The 25764-nt window shown below is 72.1% G+C and carries 23 protein-coding genes; 13 read left to right on the top strand and 10 right to left on the bottom strand.

Annotated elements, in window-relative coordinates:
- Positions 1-87: 87 nt before the first annotated feature.
- Positions 88-1503, bottom strand: coding sequence for an ArsA family ATPase (locus MQE23_RS20115; protein WP_020271806.1), 1416 nt, complete (start codon positions 1501-1503; stop codon positions 88-90).
- 70 nt (positions 1504-1573) lie between these two features.
- On the bottom strand, positions 1574-2551 hold the full coding sequence (locus MQE23_RS20110) for an ArsA-related P-loop ATPase (RefSeq protein WP_020271807.1): 978 nt from the start codon (positions 2549-2551) through the stop codon (positions 1574-1576).
- 129 nt (positions 2552-2680) lie between these two features.
- On the opposite strand from MQE23_RS20110, the gene MQE23_RS20105 reads away from it, so the two are divergent.
- The 4 genes from MQE23_RS20105 (at position 2681) to MQE23_RS20090 (ending at position 5132) form a co-directional block, all read left to right on the top strand.
- Positions 2681-2857: a DUF4177 domain-containing protein gene (locus tag MQE23_RS20105; RefSeq protein ID WP_020271808.1), complete on the top strand. Its 177-nt coding sequence runs from the start codon at positions 2681-2683 to the stop codon at positions 2855-2857.
- Positions 2857-3318 carry a RidA family protein gene (locus MQE23_RS20100; RefSeq protein WP_020271809.1) on the top strand — a complete coding sequence of 154 codons (462 nt, stop codon included), beginning with the start codon at positions 2857-2859 and terminating at the stop codon, positions 3316-3318. Before MQE23_RS20105 ends, MQE23_RS20100 begins: the two co-directional genes overlap by 1 nt.
- A gap of 108 nt (positions 3319-3426) precedes the next feature.
- Entirely contained in the window at positions 3427-4305 is an 879-nt protein-coding gene (locus tag MQE23_RS20095; protein ID WP_020271810.1) for a Nucleoside diphosphate-linked moiety X motif 19, read from the top strand.
- On the top strand, positions 4302-5132 hold the full coding sequence (locus MQE23_RS20090; protein ID WP_243379745.1) for an MBL fold metallo-hydrolase: 831 nt from the start codon (positions 4302-4304) through the stop codon (positions 5130-5132). The genes MQE23_RS20095 and MQE23_RS20090 overlap by 4 nt, the downstream gene beginning before the upstream one ends.
- Before the next feature lie 77 nt (positions 5133-5209).
- Here MQE23_RS20090 and MQE23_RS20085 read toward each other — a convergent pair whose 3' ends face one another.
- Positions 5210-5884 carry a Crp/Fnr family transcriptional regulator gene (locus MQE23_RS20085; RefSeq protein WP_010031945.1) on the bottom strand — a complete coding sequence of 225 codons (675 nt, stop codon included), beginning with the start codon at positions 5882-5884 and terminating at the stop codon, positions 5210-5212.
- A 408-nt stretch (positions 5885-6292) separates the two neighbouring features.
- On the opposite strand from MQE23_RS20085, the gene nth reads away from it, so the two are divergent.
- The 3 genes from nth to MQE23_RS20070 all read left to right on the top strand — a co-directional run bounded on the left by nth (position 6293) and on the right by MQE23_RS20070 (position 9300).
- Positions 6293-7294: an endonuclease III gene (nth, locus tag MQE23_RS20080; RefSeq protein WP_243379744.1), complete on the top strand. Its 1002-nt coding sequence runs from the start codon at positions 6293-6295 to the stop codon at positions 7292-7294.
- A gap of 97 nt (positions 7295-7391) precedes the next feature.
- On the top strand, positions 7392-8087 hold the full coding sequence (locus MQE23_RS20075) for a CoA pyrophosphatase (RefSeq protein WP_037668406.1): 696 nt from the start codon (positions 7392-7394) through the stop codon (positions 8085-8087).
- Between the two features lie 13 nt (positions 8088-8100).
- The gene (locus MQE23_RS20070) at positions 8101-9300 is read left to right on the top strand and encodes a MarP family serine protease (RefSeq protein ID WP_037668409.1); all 1200 of its coding nucleotides are present in this window, start codon (positions 8101-8103) and stop codon (positions 9298-9300) included.
- 47 nt (positions 9301-9347) lie between these two features.
- Here MQE23_RS20070 and MQE23_RS20065 read toward each other — a convergent pair whose 3' ends face one another.
- The 6 genes from MQE23_RS20065 to MQE23_RS20040 all read right to left on the bottom strand — a co-directional run bounded on the left by MQE23_RS20065 (position 9348) and on the right by MQE23_RS20040 (position 17532).
- A complete protein-coding gene (locus MQE23_RS20065) occupies positions 9348-9530 on the bottom strand; it encodes a hypothetical protein (protein ID WP_078602692.1) in 183 nt (60 codons plus the stop codon).
- A gap of 127 nt (positions 9531-9657) precedes the next feature.
- Positions 9658-10596, bottom strand: coding sequence for an alpha/beta hydrolase (locus tag MQE23_RS20060; RefSeq protein ID WP_020271816.1), 939 nt, complete (start codon positions 10594-10596; stop codon positions 9658-9660).
- On the bottom strand, positions 10593-11081 hold the full coding sequence (locus MQE23_RS20055) for a phage holin family protein (RefSeq protein ID WP_020271817.1): 489 nt from the start codon (positions 11079-11081) through the stop codon (positions 10593-10595). Before MQE23_RS20055 ends, MQE23_RS20060 begins: the two co-directional genes overlap by 4 nt.
- Before the next feature lie 120 nt (positions 11082-11201).
- Positions 11202-12638, bottom strand: coding sequence for a Na+/H+ antiporter NhaA (gene nhaA / locus MQE23_RS20050; protein ID WP_020271818.1), 1437 nt, complete (start codon positions 12636-12638; stop codon positions 11202-11204).
- Positions 12639-12870: 232 nt separating this feature from the next.
- Positions 12871-14826 carry an acetate--CoA ligase gene (acs, locus tag MQE23_RS20045; protein WP_037668417.1) on the bottom strand — a complete coding sequence of 652 codons (1956 nt, stop codon included), beginning with the start codon at positions 14824-14826 and terminating at the stop codon, positions 12871-12873.
- A gap of 336 nt (positions 14827-15162) precedes the next feature.
- Entirely contained in the window at positions 15163-17532 is a 2370-nt protein-coding gene (locus tag MQE23_RS20040; protein WP_243379743.1) for a SulP family inorganic anion transporter, read from the bottom strand.
- 293 nt (positions 17533-17825) lie between these two features.
- On the opposite strand from MQE23_RS20040, the gene MQE23_RS20035 reads away from it, so the two are divergent.
- Both MQE23_RS20035 and MQE23_RS20030 read left to right on the top strand, forming a co-directional pair.
- Complete coding sequence (locus MQE23_RS20035; protein WP_243379742.1) at positions 17826-19088, top strand: hypothetical protein; 1263 nt, start codon at positions 17826-17828, stop codon at positions 19086-19088.
- A gap of 65 nt (positions 19089-19153) precedes the next feature.
- Positions 19154-19978: a hypothetical protein gene (locus MQE23_RS20030; RefSeq protein ID WP_037668400.1), complete on the top strand. Its 825-nt coding sequence runs from the start codon at positions 19154-19156 to the stop codon at positions 19976-19978.
- 332 nt (positions 19979-20310) lie between these two features.
- Here the strand turns inward: MQE23_RS20030 and MQE23_RS20025 are convergent, their stop codons facing one another.
- Positions 20311-21144 (bottom strand): HAD family hydrolase, encoded by an 834-nt coding sequence (locus MQE23_RS20025; RefSeq protein WP_020271824.1) that lies wholly within the window; start codon positions 21142-21144, stop codon positions 20311-20313.
- A gap of 575 nt (positions 21145-21719) precedes the next feature.
- Between MQE23_RS20025 and ssd the strand changes: the two genes are divergently transcribed.
- Genes ssd through MQE23_RS20005 form a run of 4 tightly spaced genes read left to right on the top strand, consistent with a single transcriptional unit; the run spans position 21720 to position 25696 of the window.
- The gene (ssd, locus tag MQE23_RS20020; RefSeq protein ID WP_243382692.1) at positions 21720-22832 is read left to right on the top strand and encodes a septum site-determining protein Ssd; all 1113 of its coding nucleotides are present in this window, start codon (positions 21720-21722) and stop codon (positions 22830-22832) included.
- Positions 22829-24055, top strand: a complete 1227-nt coding sequence (locus tag MQE23_RS20015) for a TadA family conjugal transfer-associated ATPase (RefSeq protein WP_243379741.1) — start codon at positions 22829-22831, stop codon at positions 24053-24055. The genes ssd and MQE23_RS20015 overlap by 4 nt, the downstream gene beginning before the upstream one ends.
- Positions 24039-24911, top strand: coding sequence for a type II secretion system F family protein (locus MQE23_RS20010; RefSeq protein ID WP_243379740.1), 873 nt, complete (start codon positions 24039-24041; stop codon positions 24909-24911). Before MQE23_RS20015 ends, MQE23_RS20010 begins: the two co-directional genes overlap by 17 nt.
- Positions 24908-25696 carry a type II secretion system F family protein gene (locus MQE23_RS20005; RefSeq protein WP_243379739.1) on the top strand — a complete coding sequence of 263 codons (789 nt, stop codon included), beginning with the start codon at positions 24908-24910 and terminating at the stop codon, positions 25694-25696. The genes MQE23_RS20010 and MQE23_RS20005 overlap by 4 nt, the downstream gene beginning before the upstream one ends.
- Positions 25697-25764 lie beyond the last annotated feature (68 nt).

Raw genomic sequence — 25764 nt, 5'->3', positions numbered from 1 at the left:
GCTTCGAAGGTCCGAGGGCCCTTGACGGGCCCTTCGCCATCGCCGGGTTGCCCTCAGGCACTTGCTCATGCACTCGCGCTGGGGTGCTCAGGCACTCGCCTCGGGTCGACTGTCCGCGTGGGGCGGCTCGGAGTCGTCGGCGGGGTCGGGAAGCTCGCGCTCGTTCGCCGCGAGCCGGTCGCCGATGTCGCGCAGGCCCGCGAGGTCGTGCACATCGCCGGGCAGCGCGCCCACTTCCGTCACGGCCACCTCGGGGTGGAGCGCGGTGAAGCGGTCACGCGTGCGCTGCTCACGGGAGAGCAGCTGCATGCGTTCGGCGTGCAGCCTCAGCAGGCCTGCCGTGAGCTGGTCGACGGACCGCTCGGTGTTCTCCGTGTTCTCGGCGTCCTCGGCGGGGGAGCCACCGTCAGAAGCCTCAGCAGCAGCAGGAGCTGGTGTTTCGGATGCGGGAGAGTCTGAACTGTCGTACGTGTCGAGGGAGTTACGAAGTACTGCTTTCCCGCCCTCCTGATCCACAATGCGGGGCTCTTCAAGATTTTCCGCGGCGGCGAGCGCCCGCTCGGCCGACAGCCGGCCGGCGCCGCTGCCGTGGACCCGGTTGAGCACCAGCCCGGCGAGCGGCATGTCCTCCGCGGCCAGCCGCTCCACGAAATACGCGGCCTCGCGCAGCGCGTCCCGCTCCGGGGCCGCGACCACGAGGAACGCCGTGCCGGGCGCCTGGAGCAGCTTGTACGTGGCGTCCGCACGCGTGCGGAACCCGCCGAAGGTCGTGTCCATCGCGGACACGAAGGTCTGGACGTCCTTGAGGAGCTGGCCGCCGAGCAGCTTGCCGAGGGTGCCGGTCATCATCGACATCCCGACGTTCAGGAACTTCATCCCGGCGCGGCCGCCCAGCTTCGCCGGTGCCGTCAGCAGCCGGATCAGCCGCCCGTCCAGGAACGACCCGAGCCGCTTGGGCGCGTCCAGGAAGTCCAGCGCCGAGCGGGACGGCGGGGTGTCGACGACGATCAGGTCCCACTCGTCCCGGGCCCGCAGCTGCCCGAGCTTCTCCATCGCCATGTACTCCTGCGTGCCCGCGAAGCCCGCCGAGAGCGACTGGTAGAAGGGGTTGCCCAGGATCGCGGCGGCCCGCTCGGGATCCGCGTGCGCCTCGACGATCTCGTCGAAGGTGCGCTTCATGTCGAGCATCATCGCGTGCAGCTCGCCGCCCGCGGAGTCGTCGATGCCCTTCACCCGGCGCGGGGTGTTGTCGAGGGAGTCGATGCCCATGGACTGGGCGAGCCGACGGGCCGGGTCGATGGTGAGGACGACGACCTTGCGGCCCCGCTCGGCCGCGCGCAGGCCCAGGGCCGCCGCGGTCGTGGTCTTGCCGACCCCGCCCGAGCCGCAGCAGACCACGATCCGGGTCTTCGGGTCCGCCAGCAGCGGATCGACGTCGAGGACGCGCGCGGGGGACAGATGGCGGGCCGGGTCGTGGGTGTGGGCCGGGTCCGGACGACTCATGACATCCCCTGCTTCCGACTCATGACGGGCCTTGCCTGTGTGCTGTTCCCGGGGCCGCGGCCTGCCCGGCTCATGACACGCCCTGCTCGCGCAGCTCGCGGGCCAGCTCGTACAGCCCCGCCAGGTCCATGCCCTCGGCGAACAGCGGCAGTTCGTGCAGCGGCAGGCCCAGCTCGGTGAGCACCGCGCGCTGCTCGTGCTCCAGCGCGTACCGCTCGGCGTACTCCTCGGCCTGCGTGAGCAGCGGATCCACCAGCCGCTCCGCGCGCCCGCCGCGCCGCGCCCCGCCGAGCCCGGCGGACGACAGCGACCGCGCAACCGTGGAACGCGGGACCGTCCGGACGAGTTCCAGATCGGCCGCGTCCAACACCTCCGGCCGCACCATGTTCACGATGATCCGCCCCACCGGCAGCCGCGCCGACCGCAGCTCGGCGATGCCGTCCACCGTTTCCTGGACGGGCATCTCCTCCAGCAACGTCACCAGATGCACGGCCGTCTCCGGCGACTTCAGCACCCGCATCACCGCCTGGGCCTGATTGTGTATCGGGCCGATCTTGGCGAGGCCGGCGACCTCGTCGTTGACGTTGAGGAAGCGCGTGATGCGGCCGGTGGGCGGGGCGTCCATGACGACGTAGTCGTACGCGAACCGCCCGCTCTTGTCCTTCCGCCGTACCGCCTCGCACGCCTTGCCGGTGAGGAGTACGTCCCTCAGGCCGGGCGCGATGGTGGTGGCGAAGTCGATCGCCCCGAGCTTCTTCAGGGCCCGTCCGGCGCCCCCCAGTTTGTAGAACATCTGGAGGTAGTCCAGAAGGGCCAGTTCGGGGTCGATGGCCAGCGCGTACACCTCCCCGCCCCCGGGAGCGACCGCGATCTTCCGTTCCTCATAAGGCAGCGCCTCCGTTTCGAAGAGCTGCGCGATTCCCTGGCGGCCCTCGACCTCGACGAGAAGCGTCCGCTTCCCCTCCGTGGCCAGGGCCAGCGCTAGGGCCGCGGCCACCGTGGTCTTGCCGGTACCGCCCTTGCCGCTGACGACCTGGAGCCTGCTCACGTATTCGAGCCTAACCAGTCCGTGCCCGGGCTACGCCGGAGGCTGTGGATAACCGTCGGCGAGGCGGGCGGACGCCCGGGACGTGGTCGGCCGCGTGACCCCTCTCCGGCAGCGGCTAGAGTCGGCCGCATGACCAAGTGGGAATACGCAACCGTGCCGCTGCTCGTCCACGCCACGAAGCAGATTCTGGACACCTGGGGCGAGGACGGCTGGGAGCTCGTCCAGGTCGTGCCCGGGCCGAACAACCCCGAGCAGCTCGTGGCCTACCTGAAGCGGGAGAAGCAGATGAAGGCGGAGAACCAGTAATGAGCGCCGTCGAGGCGAAACTGGCCGAGCTCGGCCTGACCCTGCCCGACGTCGTCCCGCCGCTCGCCGCGTACCAGCCGGCCGTGCAGTCCGGGCCGTACGTCTACACCGCCGGGCAGCTCCCGATGGTGGAGGGCAAGCTTCCGGTCACCGGCAAGGTCGGTGCGGAGGTCACCCCGGAGGAGGCCAAGGAGCTGGCACGCACGTGTGCGCTGAACGCCCTGGCCGCCGTCAAGTCCGTCGCCGGTGACCTGGACCGCATCGCGCGCGTGGTGAAGGTCGTGGGCTTCGTGGCCTCGGCCTCGGACTTCACGGGCCAGCCCGCGGTGCTCAACGGCGCCAGCGAGCTGCTCGGCGAGGTCCTCGGCGACAAGGGCGTGCACGCGCGCAGCGCGGTGGGCGTGGCGGTGCTGCCGCTGGACGCGCCGGTGGAGGTCGAGATCCAGGTGGAGCTCGCGTAGCACCCTTTCGGTGGCCTCGAGCTGCGGCGTCGTCCCCGAGGGGCACGCTGCGGCATCGGCCCCGAGGGCCACTCGAACATCCGCCCGTCACGGGATAGCCTCGCGCCCATGGCGAACGGTCAGTGGTACCCCCCGGAGTGGCCGGACCGCATCCGCGCACTCGCGGCCGGCACCCTCACCCCGGTGACCCCCAAGCGTGCGGCCACCGTCATGCTCCTGAAGGACACCGGCACCGGCCCCGCCGTCCACATGCTGCGCAGACGCGCCTCCATGGCCTTCGCCGGAGGCGCGTACGCGTATCCGGGCGGCGGTGTCGACCCCCGGGACGACGACCACCAGGTCCGCTGGGCGGGCCCCACGCGCGCGTGGTGGGCGGGCCGGCTCGGCGTCGACGAGACGACGGCCCAGGCGATCGTCTGCGCGGCCGTCCGGGAGACGTACGAGGAGGCGGGCGTGCTGCTCGCCGGCGAGACACCCGACTCGGTCGTCGGCGACACCACCGGCGCCGACTGGGAGGCCGACCGTGCCGCCCTGGTCGCCCGGGACCTGTCCTTCGCGGAGTTCCTGGACCGCCGCGGCCTGGTCCTGCGCTCCGACCTGCTCGGTGCCTGGACCCGCTGGATCACCCCGGAGTTCGAGGCCCGCCGCTATGACACCTGGTTCTTCGTGGCCGCCCTCCCCGAGGGGCAGCGCACCCGCAACGCCTCCACGGAGGCCGACCGTACGGTGTGGATCGCCCCGGGCGAGGCGGCGGCCGGGTACGACAAGGGTGAGCTGCTGATGATGCCGCCGACCATCGCGACCCTGCGCCAGCTGACGGCGTACGAGAGCGCCGCCCAGGCGCTCGCGGCCGCCCCGGGCCGTGACCTCACGCCCGTCCTGGCCACCGCCCGCCTGGTGGACGGCGAGATCGTGCTCTCCTGGCCGGGTCACGACGAGTTCACCAAGCACATCCCGACCGCCCCGACCGGTGGAGCCAGCGCATGACGGACGCAGCAGCCCTTCCCGGCCAGCCCCGCGGCGGGGTCCTCTCGGGGCCCGCCACCGCCCGGGCCGTCAACGTCCTGGCCCCCAACCCGTCGGCGATGACCCTGGACGGCACGAACACCTGGATCCTCTCCGAGCCCGACTCGGACCTGGCGGTGGTGGTCGACCCCGGCCCCCTCGACGACGGGCACCTGCGGCATGTCGTCGCCACGGCCGAGCAGGCCGGCAAGCGCGTCGCCCTGACCCTGCTGACCCACGGTCATCCCGACCACGCGGCGGGCGCCGCCCGGTTCGCCGAACTGACCGGCACGCGCGTGCGTGCGCTCGATCCGGCACTGCGGCTGGGTGACGAGGGTCTGGCCGCCGGAGACGTGATCACCACCGGCGGGCTCGAACTGAGGGTCGTCCCGACCCCCGGCCACACCGGCGACTCCCTCTCCTTCCATCTCCCGGCCGACCAGGCCGTCCTGACCGGCGACACGATCCTGGGCCGCGGTACGACGGTGGTGGCCCACCCAGACGGCCGTCTCGGCGACTACCTGGACTCCCTGCGGCGCCTCAGGTCCCTCACGGTCGACGACGGCGTCCACACGGTGCTGCCGGGCCACGGGCCGGTCCTGGAGGACGCCCAGGGCGTCGTCGAGTACTACCTCGCCCACCGCGCCCACCGCCTCGCCCAGGTGGAGACGGCCGTCGAGGACGGCTACCGCACCCCCGGGCAGGTCGTCGCCCACGTCTACGCCGACGTCGACCGCTCCCTGTGGCCGGCGGCGGAACTGTCGGTGCGGGCGCAGTTGGACTACCTGGAGGAGCACGGGCTCATCTGACCGTGCCCGGTTACGTCGTCGGGCCCCGTCTCACGGGGAGACGGGGCCCGACGACGTACGGCCAGGGTGCGTGCGCGTCAGCGCGAGCGCTTGGCGAGGCGTTCCACATCCAGGAGGATCACCGCGCGGGCCTCCAGGCGCAGCCAGCCACGCTGGGCGAAGTCCGCCAGCGCCTTGTTGACCGTCTCGCGGGACGCGCCGACCAGCTGGGCCAGCTCCTCCTGCGTGAGGTCGTGGACGACGTGGATGCCCTCCTCGGACTGCACGCCGAACCGGCGGGAGAGGTCCAGCAGGGCGCGGGCGACACGGCCCGGGACGTCCGAGAAGACGAGGTCGGACATCGCGTCGTTGGTCTTGCGCAGCCGGCGCGCGACGGCGCGCAGGAGCGCCGTGGCCACCTCGGGGCGGGCGTTCAGCCAGGGCTGGAGGTCGCCGTGGCCGAGGCCGAGCAGCTTGACCTCCGTCAGCGCCGTGGCGGTCGCGGTGCGCGGGCCCGGGTCGAACAGCGACAGCTCGCCGATGAGCTCGCCGGGGCCGACCACGGCCAGCATGTTCTCGCGGCCGTCGGGGGACGTGCGGTGGAGCTTGACCTTGCCCTCCGTGACCACGTACAGGCGGTCGCCGGGGTCACCCTCGTGGAACAGCGAGTCGCCGCGCGCGAGGGTCACCTCACTCATGGAGGCGCGGAGCTCCGCGGCCTGCTCGTCGTCGAGCGCCGCGAAGAGCGGATTGCGCCGCAGAACGTCGTCCACGAGTTCTCTCCTTGTCGACCTGCTCAGGGGCTGTTGCCCCCGCGTACCAAGGCACCGTGGTGCCCATTTTGCCTGACGGTCCAAACAGTGTGATCTGTCACAAGGATGCCGCACACGTGTCCCGGGGTACGCGGCAGGGGTCCAATTGGGCGCCGATCTTCGGGGTCCGGGGCGGATGTCGGTGCCGGGCCTTAGGCTGGCCGGGTGTCCAAATCGCCGGTGAGAGCACAGGCCGAGGGGGCTTAGCGGGTGGTTGTACGTCGCGATTCCGCTGTGGGCGAACAGGGCCCCGATGGCGGTAGGAAAACGGCGAAAGCGACAGGGGAGGCGGCGCCTTCCGGGAAGTCGAAGCCGGTGAAGAAGGGGCTTGCCGGGAAGGCCGGGGCCGCGAGCAAGCAGGCATCTGCGATGCAGGCTGCGTCTGCGAAGAAGGCCGCGTCTGCGAAGAAGGCCGCGTCTGCGAAGAAGACGGCGTCTGAGAAGAAGACGGCGTCCGCGAAGAAAGCCGCGTCAGCGAAGAAGACGGCGCCTGCGAAAAAGGCCCCCGCCGCCAAGAAGGTCACCGTCGCGCCCAAGAAGGCCACGGCCCGTCTCAAGGGCACCGCACCGGCCCGGACCGTCGTCCACCCGCCCAGCGGCGAGTCGCGTACCGCCCTGGTCCGCCGGGCCCGCCGCATCAACCGCGAGCTCGCCGAGGTCTACCCGTACGCCCACCCCGAGCTGGACTTCGCCAACCCCTTCCAGCTGGTGGTCGCCACGGTCCTGTCCGCTCAGACCACCGACCTGCGCGTCAACCAGACGACCCCCGCCCTCTTCGCCAAGTACCCCACCCCCGAGGACCTGGCCGCCGCCAACCCGGAGGAGGTGGAGGAGATCCTCCGCCCGTGCGGCTTCTTCCGGGCCAAGACGAAGTCGGTCATAGGGCTGTCCAAGGCTCTGGCGGAGAACTTCGGCGGCGAGGTCCCCGGCCGGCTGGAGGACCTGGTCAAGCTGCCCGGCGTCGGCCGCAAGACCGCGTTCGTCGTGCTCGGGAACGCGTTCGGCCGGCCCGGCATCACCGTGGACACGCACTTCCAGCGCCTGGTGCGCCGCTGGCAGTGGACCGCCGAGACCGACCCGGACAAGATCGAAGCGGCGGTCGGCGCGCTCTTCCCGAAGAGCGACTGGACGGACCTCTCGCACCACGTGATCTGGCACGGCCGCCGTATCTGCCACGCCCGCAAGCCCGCCTGCGGCGCCTGCCCGATCGCCCCGCTCTGCCCGGCGTACGGCGAGGGCGAGACCGACCCGGAGAAGGCGAAGAAGCTGCTCAAGTACGAGAAGGGCGGCTTCCCCGGCCAGCGTCTGAACCCCCCGCAGGCCTATCTGGACGCGGGCGGCAAACCGGCACCGCCGCTGGGGGCCGGATGAGCCGCCCCACGACCCCCTCGATCAGGGGTTCGCGGCCCTTCACGGAACGATCTCAGGGGCGCTGCGCGTTGGAAGCGGCAGGACGACGGGGGTGGCGATGACGCGGGCGAGCAACACACAGGGCGGCCGAGTGACAGTCAGCAAGGAAGGGCTGCCCGCCTGGCTGGACCCGGTGGTGCACGCCGTGGAGACGGTCCGGCCGCGGCAGCTGAGCCGCTTCCTGCCGCCGGAGGACGGCGCCGGGCGCCAGTCCGCCGTGCTGATCCTGTTCGGGGAGGGCGAGCGCGGGCCGGAGCTGCTGCTCATGGAGCGTGCGAGCTCTCTGCGTTCGCACGCCGGCCAGCCCTCCTTCCCCGGCGGCGCCCTCGACCCGGAGGACGGCGACCCGCGGGGGGACGGCCCATTGCGGGCCGCCCTGCGCGAGGCTGAGGAGGAGACCGGCCTCGATCCCTCGGGCGTCCAGCTCTTCGGCGTTCTGCCCAGGCTGTACATCCCGGTCAGCGGCTTCGTCGTCACCCCGGTGCTGGGCTGGTGGCGTGAGCCCAGCCCGGTAGGCGTCGTCGATCCGAACGAAACCGCCAGAGTCTTCACCGTCCCCGTGGTGGATCTCACGGATCCCGCGAACCGCGCCACCACCGTCCATCCCAGCGGCCACCGAGGCCCGGCATTTCTGGTCGAATCGGCACTTGTCTGGGGTTTCACGGCCGGAATCATCGACCGGCTGCTGCACTACGCGGGCTGGGAGCGGCCCTGGGACCGCGAGAAGCAGGTCCCGCTCGACTGGCGCGCATGACAGGGTGGCCTCCGTGAACGTGCTGGACATCTTGTTGCTGGTCGCCGCCGTGTGGTTCGCGGTCGTGGGGTACCGCCAGGGGTTCGTCGTCGGCATCCTGTCGGTGACCGGCTTCCTGGGCGGCGGTCTCGTCGCGGTCTACGCGCTGCCCGTCATCTGGGACGCGATCACGGACAACGCGGAGGTGAACACGACCGCGGCCGTCGTCGCGGTCGTCGTCGTCATCGTCTGCGCCTCCGTCGGCCAGGCCCTCACCACCCACCTCGGCAACAAGCTGCGCCGGCACATCACCTGGTCCCCGGCCAGGGCCCTGGACGCCACGGGCGGCGCCCTGGTCAACGTCGTGGCGATGCTCCTGGTCGCCTGGCTGATCGGCTCGGCCCTCGCGGGCACCACGCTGCCGACCCTCGGCAAGGAGGTCCGCAACTCCAAGGTGCTGCTCGGCGTCTCCCAGGCGCTGCCGGACCAGGCCGCTACCTGGTTCGCGGACTTCTCCTCGGTCCTCGCGCAGAACGGCTTCCCGCAGGTCTTCAGCCCGTTCTCGAACGAGCCGATCACCGACGTCCAGCCGCCCGACCCGGCCCTGGCGGGCAGCCCGGTGGCGACCCGCGCCCAGCGTTCCATCGTCAAGGTCATGGGCACGGCCCCGAGCTGCGGCAAGGTCCTCGAAGGCACCGGCTTCGTCTTCGACGACCGCCGTGTCATGACCAACGCGCACGTGGTGGGCGGCGTCGACGAGCCGACCGTGCAGATAGGCGGCGAGGGCAGGAAGTACGACGCCACGGTCGTGCTCTACGACTGGCGGCGCGACATCGCCGTGCTCGACGTGCCGGACCTCAAGGCGCCGGTGCTGCGGTTCACCACCAAGGACGCGGGCAGCGGCGACGGCGCGATCGTCGCGGGCTTCCCGGAGAACGGGGCGTACGACGTGCGGGCCGCACGCGTGCGAGGACGCATCACGGCCAACGGCCCGGACATCTACCACCGCGGCACGGTCCGCCGCGACGTCTACTCCCTCTACGCGAACGTCCGCCAGGGCAACTCCGGCGGTCCGCTGCTCACACCCGACGGCAGGGTCTACGGCGTCGTCTTCGCCAAGTCCCTCGACGACGCCGAAACGGGTTACGCGCTGACCGTGGACGAGATCCAGGAGGACATCACCAAGGGGCGCACCGCCAACCAGCAGGTGGGCAGCGACAGCTGCGCGCTCTAGGAGTGCTGGGGCGGGGCCGCCGGCGGGTCACTCGCGCGGGTGACGCCTCAGTCGCGTGTGTGGCGCAGACGTACGGAGACCCAGCGGGCCCGGCGGCGGAGGATACGCGGGATCCCGACCCTGGGGTCCGCGGTCGCCATCTGCGGTGCACCGCTCCGCTGGTGGGGATTCGCACCGCCCGCCGAGCGGCGATTGCGGCTTGCGTCACTGTAGTCGTGCGTCCAGCCCATACCCCGACGTGTGCCCCTGCCCCATGGTCGATAACCGCCCCCGGAGGGCCCAATTGGCCTATGCGCCAGGCAATTGGCCGTTCGTCGGACAAGCGTTCACGCGCGGACACCGGCCGCGGTCACCCGGTCACCGATCGGGTTCGGGATCCTTCAGCCAGTTGATGAGTTCCGAGGAGAACGCGACCGGGTCCTCCTCGTGCGGGAAGTGACCGAGACCGTCGAACAGGCGCCAGCGGTAGGGGGCTTCGACGTACTCGCCGGAGCCGGCCGCGCTGCGGGTGCGCATCACGGGGTCGAGCGAGCCGTGCAGATGGAGCGTCGGCACGCGCACGGGCCGCTTCATCCTGCGGTTGAACTGGATGCCGTCCGGGCGGGCCAGGGAGCGCACCATCCAGCGGTACGGCTCGACCGCGCAGTGCGCCGCGGAGGGGATGCACATGGCCCGGCGGTAGTTCTCCAGCGCCTCGTCCTCCGGCGGGCGCGGCCCGGACCAGTCCTGGATCAGTTCGGCCACGAGCGCCCCGTCGTCGGCGGTGAGCTGCCGCTCCGGGATCCAGGGCCGCTGGAACCCCCAGATGTGTGAACCGGCGCGGGTCTGCTTCATGTCCCGCAGCATCGCCGCGCGCCAGCGCCGCGGATGTGGCATGGACGCGACCGCCAGCCGCCGCACGAGCTTGGGACGCATCGCGGCCGCCGTCCACGCCAGGTATCCGCCCAGGTCGTGGCCGACCAGCGCGGCGTCCGGCTCACCGAGCGAGCGGATGACGCCGGTGACGTCGAGCGCGAGGTTGGCCGGGTCGTAACCGCGCGGCGTACGGTCGCTGCCCCCGACGCCCCGCAGGTCCATGGCCACGGCCCGGAAGCCCGCGTCGGCGAGCGCAACCAGCTGGTGCCGCCAGGTCCACCAGAACTGCGGGAAGCCGTGCAGCAGCAGGACCAGCGGCCCGTCGCCCAGCTCGGCGATGTGGAAGCGGGCGCCGTTGGCGGCGACGTCGCGGTGGCTCCAGGGGCCGTCCAGCCGCACGGCCGAAGCCGGTTGTGCCGAAGGTGTGGCGGGATCGGTCATGACGACGAGCGTGCCACAGCCTCGATGGCCTCGGGGACCCGGTCCTGCGCGAGCTCCGGACGCGGGTGCGGCTTGGCCTTCTGCAGGACGCCCGCGGTCTCCTTCATCGAGGCGGCGACCTTCTGCGGGCCCTTGCTCTTCTTGGCCTTCTTCGCGAAGACCACGCCGATCAGCGCGAGCACGACCGCGACGAGCACGTTCGCCGCGAAGGACAGCAGGAAGCAGATCGCGAGGTTCCAGTCCGACCAGGTGCGGATGCCGTACGCCAGCGCGAAGTTCAGCATCGGCAGGGAGAACAGCAGTACCGCCCCCGCCATCGAGAAGGCGCCGCCGCTGGTCGCGCCGCGCTTCACGTCCTGCTTGAGCTGCGCCTTCGCCAGCGCGATCTCGTCGTGCACCAGCGCCGACATTTCCGCCGTCGCCGAGGCGAACAGCTGGCCGATGGTGCGTTCGGCGCCGACCGGGCTGCCGTCGGGTGCGCTCATCGCGGTCTCCCTCTTCTGCGTACGGTCCGATTTCCGCGTCTTGTGCCTGACTCGCCACAGTCGTCCCACTGTGTACGGCCCGACTGCGTACGGTCCCGTCTTTTGTACCGTCTCGTCAGATCATGCCGGACGGTGGTGGTCATCGCCTGCCCCGCCCGGTACTTCGGCAAGCCCGTGGCGCGCGGCTGCCTTCTCCCGGGCGATCCGGCGGTGTTCCGCGGCCTTGCGTTCGTAGAGGTCGGCCAGCCGCTCGTGGTACGCCGGGTCGTCCTCCTCGTAGATGTCCGGGATGCCGTCGGCGTCCTCGTCGCGCTCCTCGTTCTCCCACAGGCGACGGTACTTGGCGTTGCGCATCTTCAGCAGGACGGTCGCGAGTGTCGCGGCGATCAGCGAGCCCGCCAGCACCGCGGCCTTGATCTCGTCGGTCATCGCCTGGTCGCCCTCGAAGGCGAGTTCGCCGATGAGCAGCGACACGGTGAAGCCGATGCCGGCGAGACTGGCCACCGCGAACACGTCCGCCCAGGCGAGGTCGTCGCTGAGCGACGCCCGGGTGAAACGGGCCGTCAGCCACGTCCCGCCGAAGATGCCGAGTGCCTTGCCGACGACCAGGCCGAGGACGACGCCGAGGGTCTCGGGCTGGGTGAACACATCGGCGAGCGCGCCGCCGGAGACGACGACACCGGCGCTGAAGAGCGCGAACAGCGGCACTGCCAGCCCTGCCGACAGGGGCCGTACGAGGTGCTCGATGTGCTCGCCGGGGGAGTGCGCCTCGCCCTCGTGCCGGTGGCAGCGCAGCATCAGGCCCATGGCGACGCCGGCGATGGTGGCGTGGACGCCGCTGTTGTACATCAGCGCCCAGACGACGAGCGCGAGCGGCACGTACACGTACCAGCCGCGTACGCCGCCCCGCAGCAGCAGCCAGAAGACGGCCAGGCCCGCGACGGCGCCGCCGAGCGCGGCGAAGTTCAGGCTGTCGGTGAAGAACACCGCGATGATCAGGATCGCGAAGAGGTCGTCGACGACGGCGAGCGTGAGCAGGAACGCCCGCAACGCGCTCGGCAGGGACGTGCCGATGACCGCCAGTACGGCGAGCGCGAAGGCGATGTCCGTGGCGGTCGGCACGGCCCAGCCGGCCAGTGAGCCGCCGCCGGTGACGTTGGTGAGGACGTAGACGAGCGCCGGCACGGCCATCCCGCACAGCGCGGCGACGACCGGCAGCGCGGCGGCCTTGGGGTCGCGCAGATCACCGGCGACGAGCTCGCGCTTGAGCTCGATCCCGGCGACGAAGAAGAAGACCGCCAGCAGCCCGTCGGCGGCCCAGTGCGCGACCGACAGGTCCAGGCCGAGGGCGGCGGGGCCGAAGTGGAAGTGGGAGACGCTCTCGTAGCTGTCGTGCAGCGCGGGGATGTTCGCCCAGAGCAGCGCGGTGACCGCGGCGGCCAGCAGCAGCACACCACCGACGGTCTCGGTGCGCAGTGCGTCCGCGACGTAGGTCCGCTCGGGGAGGGAAAGCCGGCCGAGGACCTTGCGGGGGGTGTCGGGGCGGGGCGCGGTCACGGGGGAGACCTCCGGTCGGTGGGCAGGGCTGAACGCATGCCGACCAGACTTCCCGGCGCACCATGAAGCAGTTGTTTTTCTTAGTCTAGGTAAACATATGGCCGGGCGCATCCGGCGATCATCACCGGGGGTGCCGAGGCACCTCGGTGCTCGACACCGGGAGTGCCGAGGGGCACCCGGCGTACCGACCGCCGGGTGCCCCTTCGCGCACTGCGTTATGCCTGTGCCGTGATCAGTCCTCGCTGGGCGCGGCCGGCAGCTTGGCCTGGATCAGGTCCATGACGGTGGAGTCGGTCAGCGTGGTGACGTCACCGAGCTGGCGGTTCTCGGCAACGTCCCGCAGCAGACGGCGCATGATCTTGCCGGAGCGGGTCTTGGGCAGCTCGGCCACCGGCAGGATCCGCTTGGGCTTGGCGATCGGGCCCAGCGCGTTGCCGACATGGGCGCGCAGCTCGGCGACCAGGGTCTCGGTCTCGGAGGCCGTGCCGCGCAGGATCACGAACGCGACGATCGCCTGCCCGGTCGTCTCGTCCGCCGCGCCGACCACGGCCGCCTCGGCGACCGAGGGGTGCGAGACGAGCGCGGACTCGACCTCCGTGGTGGAGATGTTGTGCCCGGAGACGAGCATGACGTCGTCGACCCGGCCGAGCAGCCAGATGTCGCCGTCGTCGTCCTTCTTGGCACCGTCACCGGCGAAGTACTTGCCCTCGAAGCGCGACCAGTACGTGTCGATGAACCGCTGGTCGTCGCCCCAGATGGTGCGCAGCATCGACGGCCACGGCTCGGTCAGCACCAGGTAGCCGCCACCGCCGTTGGGCACCTCGTTCGCCTCGTCGTCGACGACCGTCGCGGAGATGCCGGGCAGCGGCGTCTGCGCGGACCCGGGCTTGGCCGCCGTCACACCCGGCAGCGGGGTGATCATCATCGAGCCGGTCTCGGTCTGCCACCAGGTGTCCACGACCGGGGTGCGGTCGCCGCCGATGTTCTTGCGGTACCAGATCCACGCCTCGGGGTTGATCGGCTCGCCCACCGAGCCCAGCACGCGCAGACTCGACAGGTCGAACTTGGCGGGGATGTCGTCGCCCCACTTCATGAACGTACGGATCGCGGTCGGCGCGGTGTAGAGGATCGTCACGCCGTACTTCTGCACGATCTCCCAGAAGCGGCCCTGGTGCGGGGTGTCGGGCGTGCCCTCGTACATGACCTGCGTCGCGCCGTTGGCGAGCGGGCCGTAGACGATGTACGAGTGGCCGGTGACCCAGCCGACGTCGGCGGTGCACCAGTAGACGTCCGTCTCCGGCTTGAGGTCGAAGACGGCGTGGTGGGTGTAGGCGGTCTGGGTGAGGTAGCCGCCGGAGGTGTGCAGGATGCCCTTCGGCTTACCCGTGGTGCCCGAGGTGTAGAGGATGAACAGCGGGTGCTCGGCGTTGAACGGCTGCGGGGTGTGCTCGGCGCTCTGCCGCCCGACGAGGTCGTGCCACCACACGTCGCGGCCCTCGGTGAAGGCGACTTCCTGGCCCGTGCGGCGCACGACCAGGACGTGCTCCACGTTGCCCGCCTTCTCGACGGCCTCGTCCACGGCCGGCTTCAGCGCGGACGGCTTGCCGCGCCGGTAACCGCCGTCGGAGGTGATGACCACGCGCGCGTCGGCGTCCTGGATGCGGGTGGCGAGCGCGTCCGAGGAGAAACCGCCGAAGACGACGGAGTGCGCGGCGCCGATGCGGGCGCAGGCCAGCATCGCGATCGCCGTCTCGGGGATCATCGGCATGTAGACGGCGACCCGGTCGCCGGCCTGAACTCCCAGTTCCAGCAGGGCGTTGGCGGCCTTGGAGACCTCGTCCTTGAGCTCGGCATAGGTGAGGGCGCGGCTGTCGCCGGGCTCGCCCTCGAAGTGGATCGCGACACGGTCGCCGTGCCCGGCCTCCACATGCCGGTCGACGCAGTTGTAGGCGACGTTGAGCTCGCCGTCCTTGAACCACTTGGCGAACGGCGGGTTCGACCAGTCGAGGGTCTCGGTGGGCTCCTTGGCCCAGGTCAGCCGACGGGCCTGCTCGGCCCAGAAGCCGAGCCTGTCAGCCTTGGCCTGTTCATACGCCTCCGCGGTGACGTTGGCGTTGGCGGCCAGGTCGGCGGGGGGTGCGAACCTGCGCTCTTCCTTGAGCAGGTTGGCCAGGCTTTCGTTGCTCACGGCATCTGCCTTTCCCAGGGTGTCCGTTGTGTCCCAGGCCACAGCTCATCAGACCCGGGGGTGCGATGACAAGGGCCGACCGCCGATTGGTTTAGACCTGTCGGGCGGCGGTGTCGGCGGGCGGCGTCATCCGTACCCACGGACGCCGACCAGGGAAAGTTCAGCCTGTGTAACGCGCGTCACGCAGGGGGCGGGGGTGTGGCGTGCGGGTGGCGGGGGTGTCGGAGGCGGGGGTGTGCGGCCTGAAGGCCGTCGGGCCGTCGGAGCCGTCCGGGCCACCGGGGCTGTCGGGGTCACCGGCGCTGTCCGGGCCGCACACCCGTGCGCGAGCCGGGCTCAGGCCGTCAGGCCCGCCTCGCGTACGCGGTCGAAGACGCTGCCGCTGTCCGTCTCGGTGAGCAGATAGGCCTCGGCCTCGCCCACGTGGAAGTACATTCCGTGCAGCTCCAGGGAGCCCTTGGCGAGGGCCCGTGCTACCGAGTCGTGGGCGCGCAGGTGCTCCAGCTGCTGGACCACGTTGGTCAGGCAGAGCTGCTCGACCGCGTCCTCGGGAGCCCGCCCGGCCAGCCTGCCCCACGGCCCGCTGTCGTCGGCCATGCGCTCCAGGCTCGGCAGCCCGTGCCGCAGCCACCGCTTCAGCGGCGTCCGGGCGCCGCCGGGCTCGGAGTTGAGCAGCGCCTGCATGGCGCCGCAGCCCGAATGCCCGCACACCGTGATGGACCGCACCTGAAGCACGTCCACGGCGTACTCGATCGCGGCCGCCACCGAGTCGTCGCCGCTCTCCTCGCCCGGGCGTGGGACGAGGTTGCCCACGTTGCGCACGACGAACAGGTCGCCGGGGCCACTGGAGGTGATCATCGATGTGACCAGCCGCGAGTCGGCGCAGGTCAGGAAGAGCTGTGACGGCCGCTGCCCCTCACGCGCCAGCCGGGCCAGCTCGTTGCGCACCAGGGGCGCGGTGTTGCGCTGGAACGCGCTGATGCCACGCGCCAGTTCGTGTCCACTGGCTCCGCCGGTGCCCTTCGGCGCCGGGGCGGTGCGGTCCGACCCGGCCGGGTCGTTCCGGGAAGGGGGAGCGTACTGGGGACGGTCGCACTGGTGGTTGCGCCAGGGCGTCCAGGGCCGGCAACGGCAGCCGGTGAAGGCCTGGGGCTCGGAGATGCGGGTGCCGGGGTGCCGGCCGGTGATCTCGACGGTGCCGCCCTGCGCGGTGTGCGTCTTCTGCCAGTCCTGCAACGTCTCGTACGCCGCGTGGTCCATGAACGACCCGTCCAGCTCGACGACGGTGTCGGCACCGTGGGGTACGAGATGCAGGGCCCGGCTGAGCCGTGGCACCGCGAGGAACGTCAACTGCCCTCGGACGTGTACGTGATGGACTCCTTCCGTCTCTTCGTGCGTGATGCGGGTGCGGGTGAGGCGGTGCAGGGCGACGCCGACGGCCATGGCGATGCCCAGCGCGACGCCCTCCAGGACGCCGAGGGACACGACACCGAGGGTCGTGACGGCGTACACCCACACTTCTCGGTGGCGCGTCACCGTGCGGATGTGGTGCAGGGACACCATCTGGATGCCGACGGCCATCACCAGGGCGGCGAGCGAGGCGAGCGGGATGAGCTCCAGGATCGGGACCATCAGCAGCGCGGCGATCACTACGAGAACGCCGTGCAGCATCGTGGAGTTCCGGCTCACCGCGCCCGCGTGCACATTCGCCGAAGTCCGCACGGCCACACCCGCGATGGGCAGTCCGCCGAGCGAGCCGGAGACGATGTTCGCGGCGCCCTGCCCGAGCAGCTCGCGGTCGAGGTCGGAACGCCGGACGCGGGCGGACAGGCCCGGGCGGCCGGCCACCAGCTTGTCCACGGCGACCGCGCCGAGCAGTGACTGCACGCTGCACACCAGCGTGGTGGTGAGCACCGCGGCGACGATGCCGAGCACGGGGCCCTCGGGCAGTCCGGCCAGGGCGTGGTTGCTCCAGGACGGCAGGTCGACCTTGGGCAGGCGGAGCCCGGCGAGGGCGGCGGCGACGCTGGCTCCGGCGACGGCGACGAGCGCGGCCGGGACCTTGCGCAGCAGGCGTCCGGCCCGGCCGGGCAGTCTCGGCCAGAGCATGAGCAGCGCCAGGGTCAGCGCGCTCACCGACACGGACGCCAGGCGCATGTCCGCCAACTGGGCGGGCAGGGCGCGGAGGTTGTCCGGGACAGAACTCTGCGGTGTGCCGCCGAGCACGATGTGCAGCTGGGCGACGGCGATGGTGACGCCGATCCCGGCGAGCATGCCGTGCACGATGGCGGGGCTGACGGCGAGGGCGCCACGGGCCACGCGCAGGCAGCCGAGGCCCAGTTGGGCGAGACCGGCCAGGACGGTGATGGCGCAGGTCGTCCGCCAGCCGTAGCGCTGGATGAGATCGGCGGTGACGACGGTGAGTCCGGCGGCCGGTCCGCTCACCTGGAGCGGGGAGCCGCCGAGCCGTCCGGCGACGAGCCCGCCCACGGCGGCGGCGACGAGGCCGGCCTGGAGCGGTGCGCCGGTGGCGAGGGCGATGCCCAGGGAAAGGGGCAGAGCGATCAGGAAGACCGCGATCGAGGCCGACACGTCGGCACCCGCGATCCGGAAACGGCGGGGGCCATGGGACGGCGGGCTGTGGGGTGGATGGGTGCGCTCGGTCCGGCTCGGATCGTCGGCGCGGGTGGGGACGCAGGCTGACATGTGTTTCCCGTCTCCTCCGGGGCTGCGCGGTCGAGCGACGGGCTCCCCGCTCGGGGCGGGGGCCGGTCGCGGCCGTGGTCACGGTGTAAATCGGCGGGATGAATCAACGCTCGGTAAACGGATCGTAATGCAGAGTAAAGGACGAGCATAGACTTTACGGGCAAATGGGCGAATAAATCACCCTGAAGGGTGAAGTGGCTATCTGATCGGCTTGTCGTACTAATTCCTTCTCGGTCTCGTGCGAATTTGGCGGCGCTGTCCGCACCCGAGAGAAGGAAGAAGGTGGGCGGAACATGGCCGCCAGCCACAGGATCGCCGCGGGCTCCGTGATCGTCGCGGTCTGCGCCGTATCGCTCGCCGGTTGCGGGACCGGTACATCGCCGCACGAGACCCCTGCTCCGCGGAAGGCGAAGCCGGCTCCGGCTCCGAAGAGCGCGATCCGGCTGATCGGGGACGGTTCCACCGCCTACACCGGCGCCCAGCCCCACCTGCCCAGGCCCGAGCGGCTGCGGCCCGGCCAGAAGCCCCCGCAGTTCGTCGTCTTCTCCTGGGACGGCGCGGGCGAGGACAGCCAGAAGCTGTTCTCGCACTTCCGCAAGGTCGCCAAGGAGAACAACGCGACCATGACCTACTTCCTGAGCGGCGTGTACCTGCTGCCGGACGAGAAGCGCGACCGGTACCGGCCGCCGCAGCACTCCCCGGGGCGCTCAGACATCGGCTTCAACGACCGCCGCGGCATCGCCGCCACCGTGAAGCAGCTGCGGCTGGCGTGGCTGGAGGGCAACGAGATCGGCACCCACTTCAACGGCCACTTCTGCGGCAGCGGCGGCGGGGTCGGCGAGTGGTCCGTGCAGGACTGGAAGGACGAGATCGCCCAGGCCAAGCAGTTCGTGAAGACCTGGAAGACCAACGCCGGCCTGAAGGGAGCGCCCCCGCTGCCCTTCGACTACGACAGGGAGCTCATCGGCGCCCGCACACCCTGCCTGGAGGGCCAGCGGAACTTCGTGAAGGCGGCCCGCGACCTGGGCTTCCGCTATGACACCAGCGGCGTCAACGACCAGGTCTGGCCGAAGAAGAAGCACGGCCTGTGGGACGTGTCCATGCAGCTCGTGCCGTTCCCCGGGCACTCCTACGAGCAGCTGAGCATGGACTACAACTTCATGATCAACCAGTCGGGCACCACCACCCAGGGCAAGCGCGCCATGCACGATTTCTGGGGCGACCAGATGCGCGACGGCCTGCTCAAGGGCTTCTACCGGGCCTACAACGGCAACCGCGCGCCTCTGATCATCGGCAACCACTTCGAGTCCTGGAACGGCGGCACCTACATGCGGGCCGTCGAGGAGGTCATCGAGACGGTGTGCACCAAGGAGGAGGTGCGCTGCGTCTCGTTCCGGCAGCTCGTGGACTGGCTGGACGCCCAGGACCCGACGGCGCTGGAGAAGCTGCGCACGCTGAAGGTCGGCGAGGCGCCGAAGCAGGGCTGGGCGTCGTTCCTCGCTGGCCGGCCCGCCCCCGCCCCGAAGGGCGTGCCCGGGGCTCCGGCAGCGAGGTAGCGGCCCCGAGTGAAGATGGCCACTCCGCCGTGGGGCGGGCCCTCGGGGTGCGTAGGGTCGTACTCATGAGTACAGCAGGCGCGACCGCCGACCCTCTCGCGGCCCTGGGGGCGCTGCCCGGGGTTGCCGATTCCGTGGAGTCCGTGCGCAAGTCCGTGGACCGGGTCTACGGGCACCGCATCATGCGGCGGCGCAGCAACGCGATCACCTCCGAGGCGGCCCTGCGCGGTGCCCGTGGCTCGGCGGCGCTGGCCGGAGCGGACTGGGCCCTGGAGGAGGTCCGCCGGCGTACGGACTTCAGCGGCGACGACGAGGCGCGCACCGTGGGTGCCGCTCTTCGGCTCACCGCCGAGGCGGGCCAGCTGCTGTCCATCTGGCGGCAGTCGCCGCTGCGGGTGCTGGCCCGGCTGCACCTGGTGGCGGCGGCCGACAAGGCCGACCAGGTGGGACGGCCCCGGCAGGAGGGCGAGCCGGTCGACGAGCCGCTCGTCGGGCTGCCGCTGCCGAGCGCGGCCGAGGCGCATGGCCGGCTGGAGGGGCTGGCCGGGCTGATCATCGCGGGCGGCTCCGCGCCGGCGCTGGTGACGGCCGCCGTCGTGCACGGCGAGCTCCTCGCGCTGCGCCCTTTCACGTCCCACAACGGCCTGGTCGCGCGCACGGCCGAACGCATCGTCCTGATCGGCAGCGGCCTGGATCCGAAATCGGTCTGCGCGGCCGAGGTGGGCCATGCCGAGCTGGGCCGTGAGGCCTACCTGGAAGCTCTCGACGGGTACGTCTCCGGTACCCCGGAGGGCATGGCCGCCTGGATCGCCCACTGCGGCAGGGCGGTCGAACTGGGGGCGCGCGAGTCGACGGCGGTGTGCGAGGCGTTGCAGCGCGGAGCGGCGTGAAACCGGGCCGGCAAAGAGATGCGGCGGTACGAGAACTCGTACCGCCGCTGGCATGAGCATCGGGGTACCAAGCGTCCTCGATATATGCCCATCAGGTCGGGAACTTTGCCCGTCCCTGGTGCGGCTGGCCCGTAATCGACGGGTCGACGTCGCGTGGGTGCCCGGTGTTCATGCTCGGTCCGTGGGGCCAAATGCGTAATTAAGGTGATCCTCTCGGATGTCCTTGGTCTCGCGGGCCGTTGACTCCTTTGTACTCCTGCCCCGGGATAAGCGGAAGTCCAGGCTGCACTTCTTTACTTTTGGGTTCAAATAGGACTTCGGGTCGTTCCGGGTCAAGCGACGGGCGCGCGGCGCCGGTTCGCGTACCAGACGAGGCCGGCGGTGGCCGCCGCGGCGCCTATCGCGGCGACCGCGACGAGCGCCGGACGCGGCGGTACGGAGAACCCGGGGATGCGCTGCTTGAGCCGGACCGGCCGGTGGAAGTCCAGAATGGGCCACCCGCGCGCGAGGGCCTCGCGGCGCAGCGCCCGGTCCGGGTTCACGGCATGGGGGCGCCCGACGGCCTCCAGCATCGGCACGTCGGTCGCCGAGTCGCTGTAGGCGTAGCAGCGGCTGAGGTCGTACCCCTCGGACGCGGCCAGCTCCCTGATGGCCTCGGCCTTGGTCGGGCCGTAGGCGTAGTACTCCACCTCGCCGGTGAAGCAGCCGTCGTCGCCCACGACCATGCGGGTCGCCACCACCCGGTCCGCGCCGAGCAGCTCGCCGATCGGCTCGACCACCTCCGCGCCCGACGTGGACACGATCACGACGTCGCGGCCGGCCGTGTGGTGCTCCTCGATGAGGGAGGCGGCCTCGTCGTAGATGATCGGGTCGATCAGATCGTGCAGCGTCTCGGCGACGATCTCCTTGACCTGCTGCACGTTCCAGCCGCGGCAGAGCGCGGACAGGTACGCGCGCATGCGCTCCATCTGGTCGTGGTCGGCGCCGCCGGCCAGGAAGACGAACTGGGCATATGCAGTTCGCAAGACGGCCCTGCGGTTGATCAGACCGCCTTGGTAGAACGACTTGCTGAACGTGAGCGTGCTCGACTTCGCAATGACCGTCTTGTCCAGGTCAAAGAAGGCCGCTGTGCGGGGCGACGAGTGGTTTTCCACGCCCTTGAGCATAGGGGCAGCCCATTCGGCGTAAGGTGGGGCGTGTGGGTTTGCCTGAGAGGGCTCTCGGGTACACCATGGAAGTCACGGATCGTTCGCGACCGTGCTAACCCGGCCCGACTCCTCCCCCCCCGAGTCGGCCGTGGGGACGACCCCCGCTCTCCCCCCCGGCGGGGGTCGTCGCATGTCCGGGTGGGTTTTCTTCCCCTTCACGCGGCCGGAGTGCCGCTCCGCTGTCGCCTCGAGGCGCCTGTTGGCATGCCCATGATCTGTCACGGTGAGTAGCCGTCGGACTGCTCTGTGGAAGTCGCACGGAGGGCCTGCGGACGTCACCGGTATGGGTGACGGCGATATTCACAACCGCCGAGGCGTCCACAGTTATCCACCAAGATCCACACGATTTCCGGGATCGCTGCACCGTGATTCCAGCGCACCCCACTCGCGGCGGGTTCATGGCCCGGCTCCGATTGCCGGGGGCGTATGGCCGGTTTGTGTCGGCCGTTCAAAGGGAGGCCGCCTTGCCGGCTCTTCCCACGATGGGGAATCGCGGGGCCGAAGGGGCCGTGCGAGTCATGCAGCGAAGGGGGATGGAGACCGTGGCCGGAGCCGTCACACACGATCCGCCGCCGGCCGCCGGAGGGCGGCAGGGCGGACCGCTGATCGTCACCGAGGACACCGAACTCCTCGACGACCTGCTGCGCCTGTGCGCGGCGGCGGGCGCCACACCCGAGGTGCACCACGGGGTGCCCGACCGCAGAGGCGGCTGGGAGACCGCGCCGCTCGTCCTCGTGGGCGACGACGCCGCGCGGCGGGTGCGCGGGGCCGCGCGCAGAAGAGGAGTCGTCCTCGTCGGCCGGGATCAGGACGACTCCGGGGTGTGGCGCCGGGCCGTCGAGATCGGCGCCGAGCACGTCCTGATGCTGCCCGACGGCGAGCAGTGGCTCGTCGACCGCATCGCCGACGTGGCCGAGGGCGTCGGCCGGCCCGCCCTCACCGTGGGCGTGATCGGCGGCCGGGGCGGGGCCGGAGCGTCCACGCTCGCGTGCGCCCTCGCCGTCACCTCCGCGCGCGAGGGGCTGCGCACACTCCTCGTGGACGCCGATCCGCTGGGCGGCGGACTCGACGTACTGCTCGGCGGCGAGACGGCCGACGGGCTGCGCTGGCCCGCGTTCGCCTCCTCACGCGGGCGGGTCGGCGGGGGCGCTCTGGAGGAGTCGCTGCCCGAGCTGCACTCGCTGCGGGTGCTCAGCTGGGACCGCGGCGACCGGATCGCCGTCCCGCCCCAGGCGGTGCGCGCGGTGCTCGCCGCGGCCCGGCGCCGGGGCGGCACGGTCGTGGTCGACCTGCCGCGCCGCATCGACGACGGCGTCGCCGAGGTCCTCACCCAGCTCGACGTCGGCGTTCTGGTGGTGCCCGCCGAGCTGCGCGCCGTCGCGGCCGCCGGGCGGGTGGCGTCCGCGGTCGGCATGGTCGTGCGCGATCTGCGGGTGGCGGTCCGCGGGCCGTACCCGCCGGGGCTCGACGACCGGGAAGTGGCCCGGCTGCTCGGACTGCCCCTGGTCGGCGAGGTGCCGGTCGAGCCGCAACTGCTGCGCCGGGACGAGGGCACGGCACCCCCGGGCGCCGCTCCGCGCGGACCGCTCGCCCGGTTCTGCAGGGAGTTCTGGGAGCGGGCGCTCGTCGAGGCGGGTGCGGCGTGAACAGCCTGGCCGGGCTGGAGGGCGTGGAACTGCTAGACGGGGTGCGGCGGTGGCTGGCCGAGAGCGGGGCCGAACCCACCCCCGCGCGCGTGGCACAGGCCCTGCGGGAGCAGGGACGGGTGCTCGGGGACGCGGAAGTCCTGGGGGCCGCCGCGCGGTTGAGGTCCGAGCTGGTCGGCAGTGGGCCGCTGGAGCCCCTGCTCGCCGACCCGTCGGTGACCGACGTGCTGGTGTCGGCCCCGGACCGGGTCTGGGTGGACCGCGGCGGCGGACTGGAGCTCACGCAGGTGCGCTTCGCGGACGCGGCGGCCGTACGGCGGCTCGCCCAGCGCCTCGCCGCCGTGGCCGGGCGCCGGCTGGACGACGCCCGGCCCTGGGCCGACGCCCGCCTGCCCGACGGGACCCGGCTGCACGCGGTGCTGCCGCCGGTCGCCGTGGGCTGCGCCTGCCTGTCCCTGCGGGTCGTACGGCCGCGTGCCTTCACGCTCGGCGAGCTGGTCGCGGCGGGCACGGTGCCGCCGGGCGGGGAGCGCGTGCTGCGCGCGCTCCTCGACGCACGGCTGTCCTTCCTCGTCAGCGGCGGCACGGGCAGCGGCAAGACGACCCTGCTGAGCGCCCTTCTGGGGCTGGTGGGGCCGGACGAGCGGATCGTCCTCGCCGAGGACTCGGCGGAACTGCGGCCGGACCATCCGCACGTGGTGCGGCTGGAGACCAGACCCGCCAACCAGGAGGGCGCCGGCCTCGTCACGCTCGAGGACCTGGTGCGCCAGGCGCTGCGGATGCGGCCCGACCGGCTGGTCGTGGGCGAGGTCCGCGGACCCGAAGTGGTGCACCTGCTGGCCGCGTTGAACACCGGCCACGAGGGCGGCTGCGGAACCGTGCACGCCAATGCCGCCGCCGATGTACCGGCCCGCCTGGAGGCGCTCGGTACGGCCGCCGGGCTCGACCGGGCCGCGCTGCACAGCCAGGTGGCGGCCGCCCTCTCCGTGGTGCTGCACCTCGTACGCGACCGGACCGGGCGGCGGCGGATCGCCGAGGTGCATGTGCTGGAGCGGGAGTCGTCGGGGCTGGTGCGGACGGTGCCGGCGCTGCGGTGGGGAACGGAGGCCTTCGTGCGCGAACGGGGGTGGGAGCGGCTGCGGGGGCTGCTTCGGAGCGGGGGAAGCGAGGGCGGGCCGGGTGCGGCCGCCATGAAGGGGGCGAGTGATGACGGGAGCGGCTGAGATGTCCATGGGTGCGGCCGCGGTGTGCATGGGGGCCGCGGTCTGGCTGCTGGGTGAGCGTCACTCGGCGGCACGGCGGGCGCGGTTGCTGCTCTCCGGCGGCGGGACCGTCGGGAGCGGACCGCCCGGGTTGCGCCGGACGGTTGAGGGGCTGCGGCGGGTCCGCGGGCGGCTGCGGGCCGAGTGGTGGGCACCGGTGGCCGGGCTGGTGCTGGCGGTGCTCGGGTCGTCGGTGCTGCCCGTCGTCCTGGGAGCGGCCGGCGTGCCGCTGCTGCGACGGATCCGGCTGGCCGGCCGGGTGCGGCGGGACCGGGAGCGCCGGGCCGACGCGGTGATCGCGCTGTGCGGGGTGCTCGCCGGGGAGGTGCGGGCCGGGCGCCAGCCGGGAGAGGCGTTGCTGCGGGCCGCCCGGGACTGCGGCGGCCTCGCGGACGCACAGGGGACGGTGCTGGCGGCGGCACGGTTCGGCGGTGACGTGCCGGACGCGCTCGCGACCGCTGCCGGGCAGCCGGGGGCCGAGGGGCTGCGGGGACTCGCGGCGTGCTGGCGGGTCGCCGTGGACCAGGGCGCGGGGCTCGCGGCGGGACTCGACCGGCTCGCCGCCGCCCTGCGCGCCGAACGGGACCAACGGTCCGACCTGCGCGCCCAGTTGGCCGGTGCCCGGGCCACCGCGGTGCTGCTCGCCGGGCTGCCGGCCCTGGGGCTCCTCATCGGCACCGCTCTCGGCGCCGACCCCCTCCATGTCCTGCTGCACACCACGGCGGGCCTGGGCTGTCTGGTGGCCGGCGGTGTGCTGGAGGGCCTCGGGCTGTGGTGGGTGCAGCGGATCGTGCGGGGTGCGGAGGTGGCGGCATGAGCGGGGAAGTTGTCCACAGGCTGGGGGTAACGGTGGGGGTTCTGCTGGTTCTCCGGTGGTCGGTGTGCCGGCTCGAGGAGGCGGGGCGCCGCCGCAGGATGCGGCGTCGGCTGGCCGAGCTGTCGCCCCGCGAAGCGACCGCTCCGGCCCCGCGCCTCGCCTGGAGCCGGGCCGCGCGCAGATGGTCGGTGCCCGTCGGCGTGGCATGCGCCGGCTGGGCGCTGATCGGCGGCCCGGTCGGCGTCGCCGTCGGACTGGCCGGCGCGGTGGGGATGTGGCGGTGGCGGCTGCGGCAGGAGGCGGCCGGTGCGGACACGCGGGCACCCGACCTCGCCGAGGCAGCGCGGCAACTGCCCCTGGCCGCCGACCTGCTGGCTGCCTGCATCGCGGCGGGCGCCGGCCCGGTGGTCGCCGCACAGGCGGTGGGCGAGGCCCTGGGCGGCCCGGTGGGCGACGCCCTCGCCCACGGTGCGGCTGAGGTACGGCTGGGCGGCGAACCGGGCCCGGCCTGGCGGAGGCTGTCCGCCCTCCCGGGCGCCGGAGGCCTGGCCCGGCTGCTCGAACGGGCCGATGTGTCCGGACTGCCCGCCGCCACGCCGGTCGCACGCCTCGCCGCCGAGGCCCGTGCCGACTGGGGGCGCGCCGCGACGGCCAGGGCGCGCCGAGCGGGCGTCATGGTCAGCGCGCCGGTCGGGCTGTGCTTCCTGCCCGCGTTCATCGCGGTCGGCGTGCTGCCCGTGGTGATCGGGCTCGCGGGCGGGGTGCTCGGAGGGGGTGGTGCGTGAGGCTGCAAAGACCCGGATCAGCGGCGGAACAAGTCAGCGATTGGCAACAGAAGTTCGGAACTTTCCCA

The organism is Streptomyces sp. HP-A2021 (genome assembly GCF_022807935.1).
Taxonomy (GTDB): Bacteria; Actinomycetota; Actinomycetes; order Streptomycetales; family Streptomycetaceae; genus Streptomyces; species Streptomyces afghaniensis.
The sequence above is the reverse complement of the archived record's forward strand: the minus strand, read 5'-3'. Positions and strand labels throughout refer to the sequence as shown.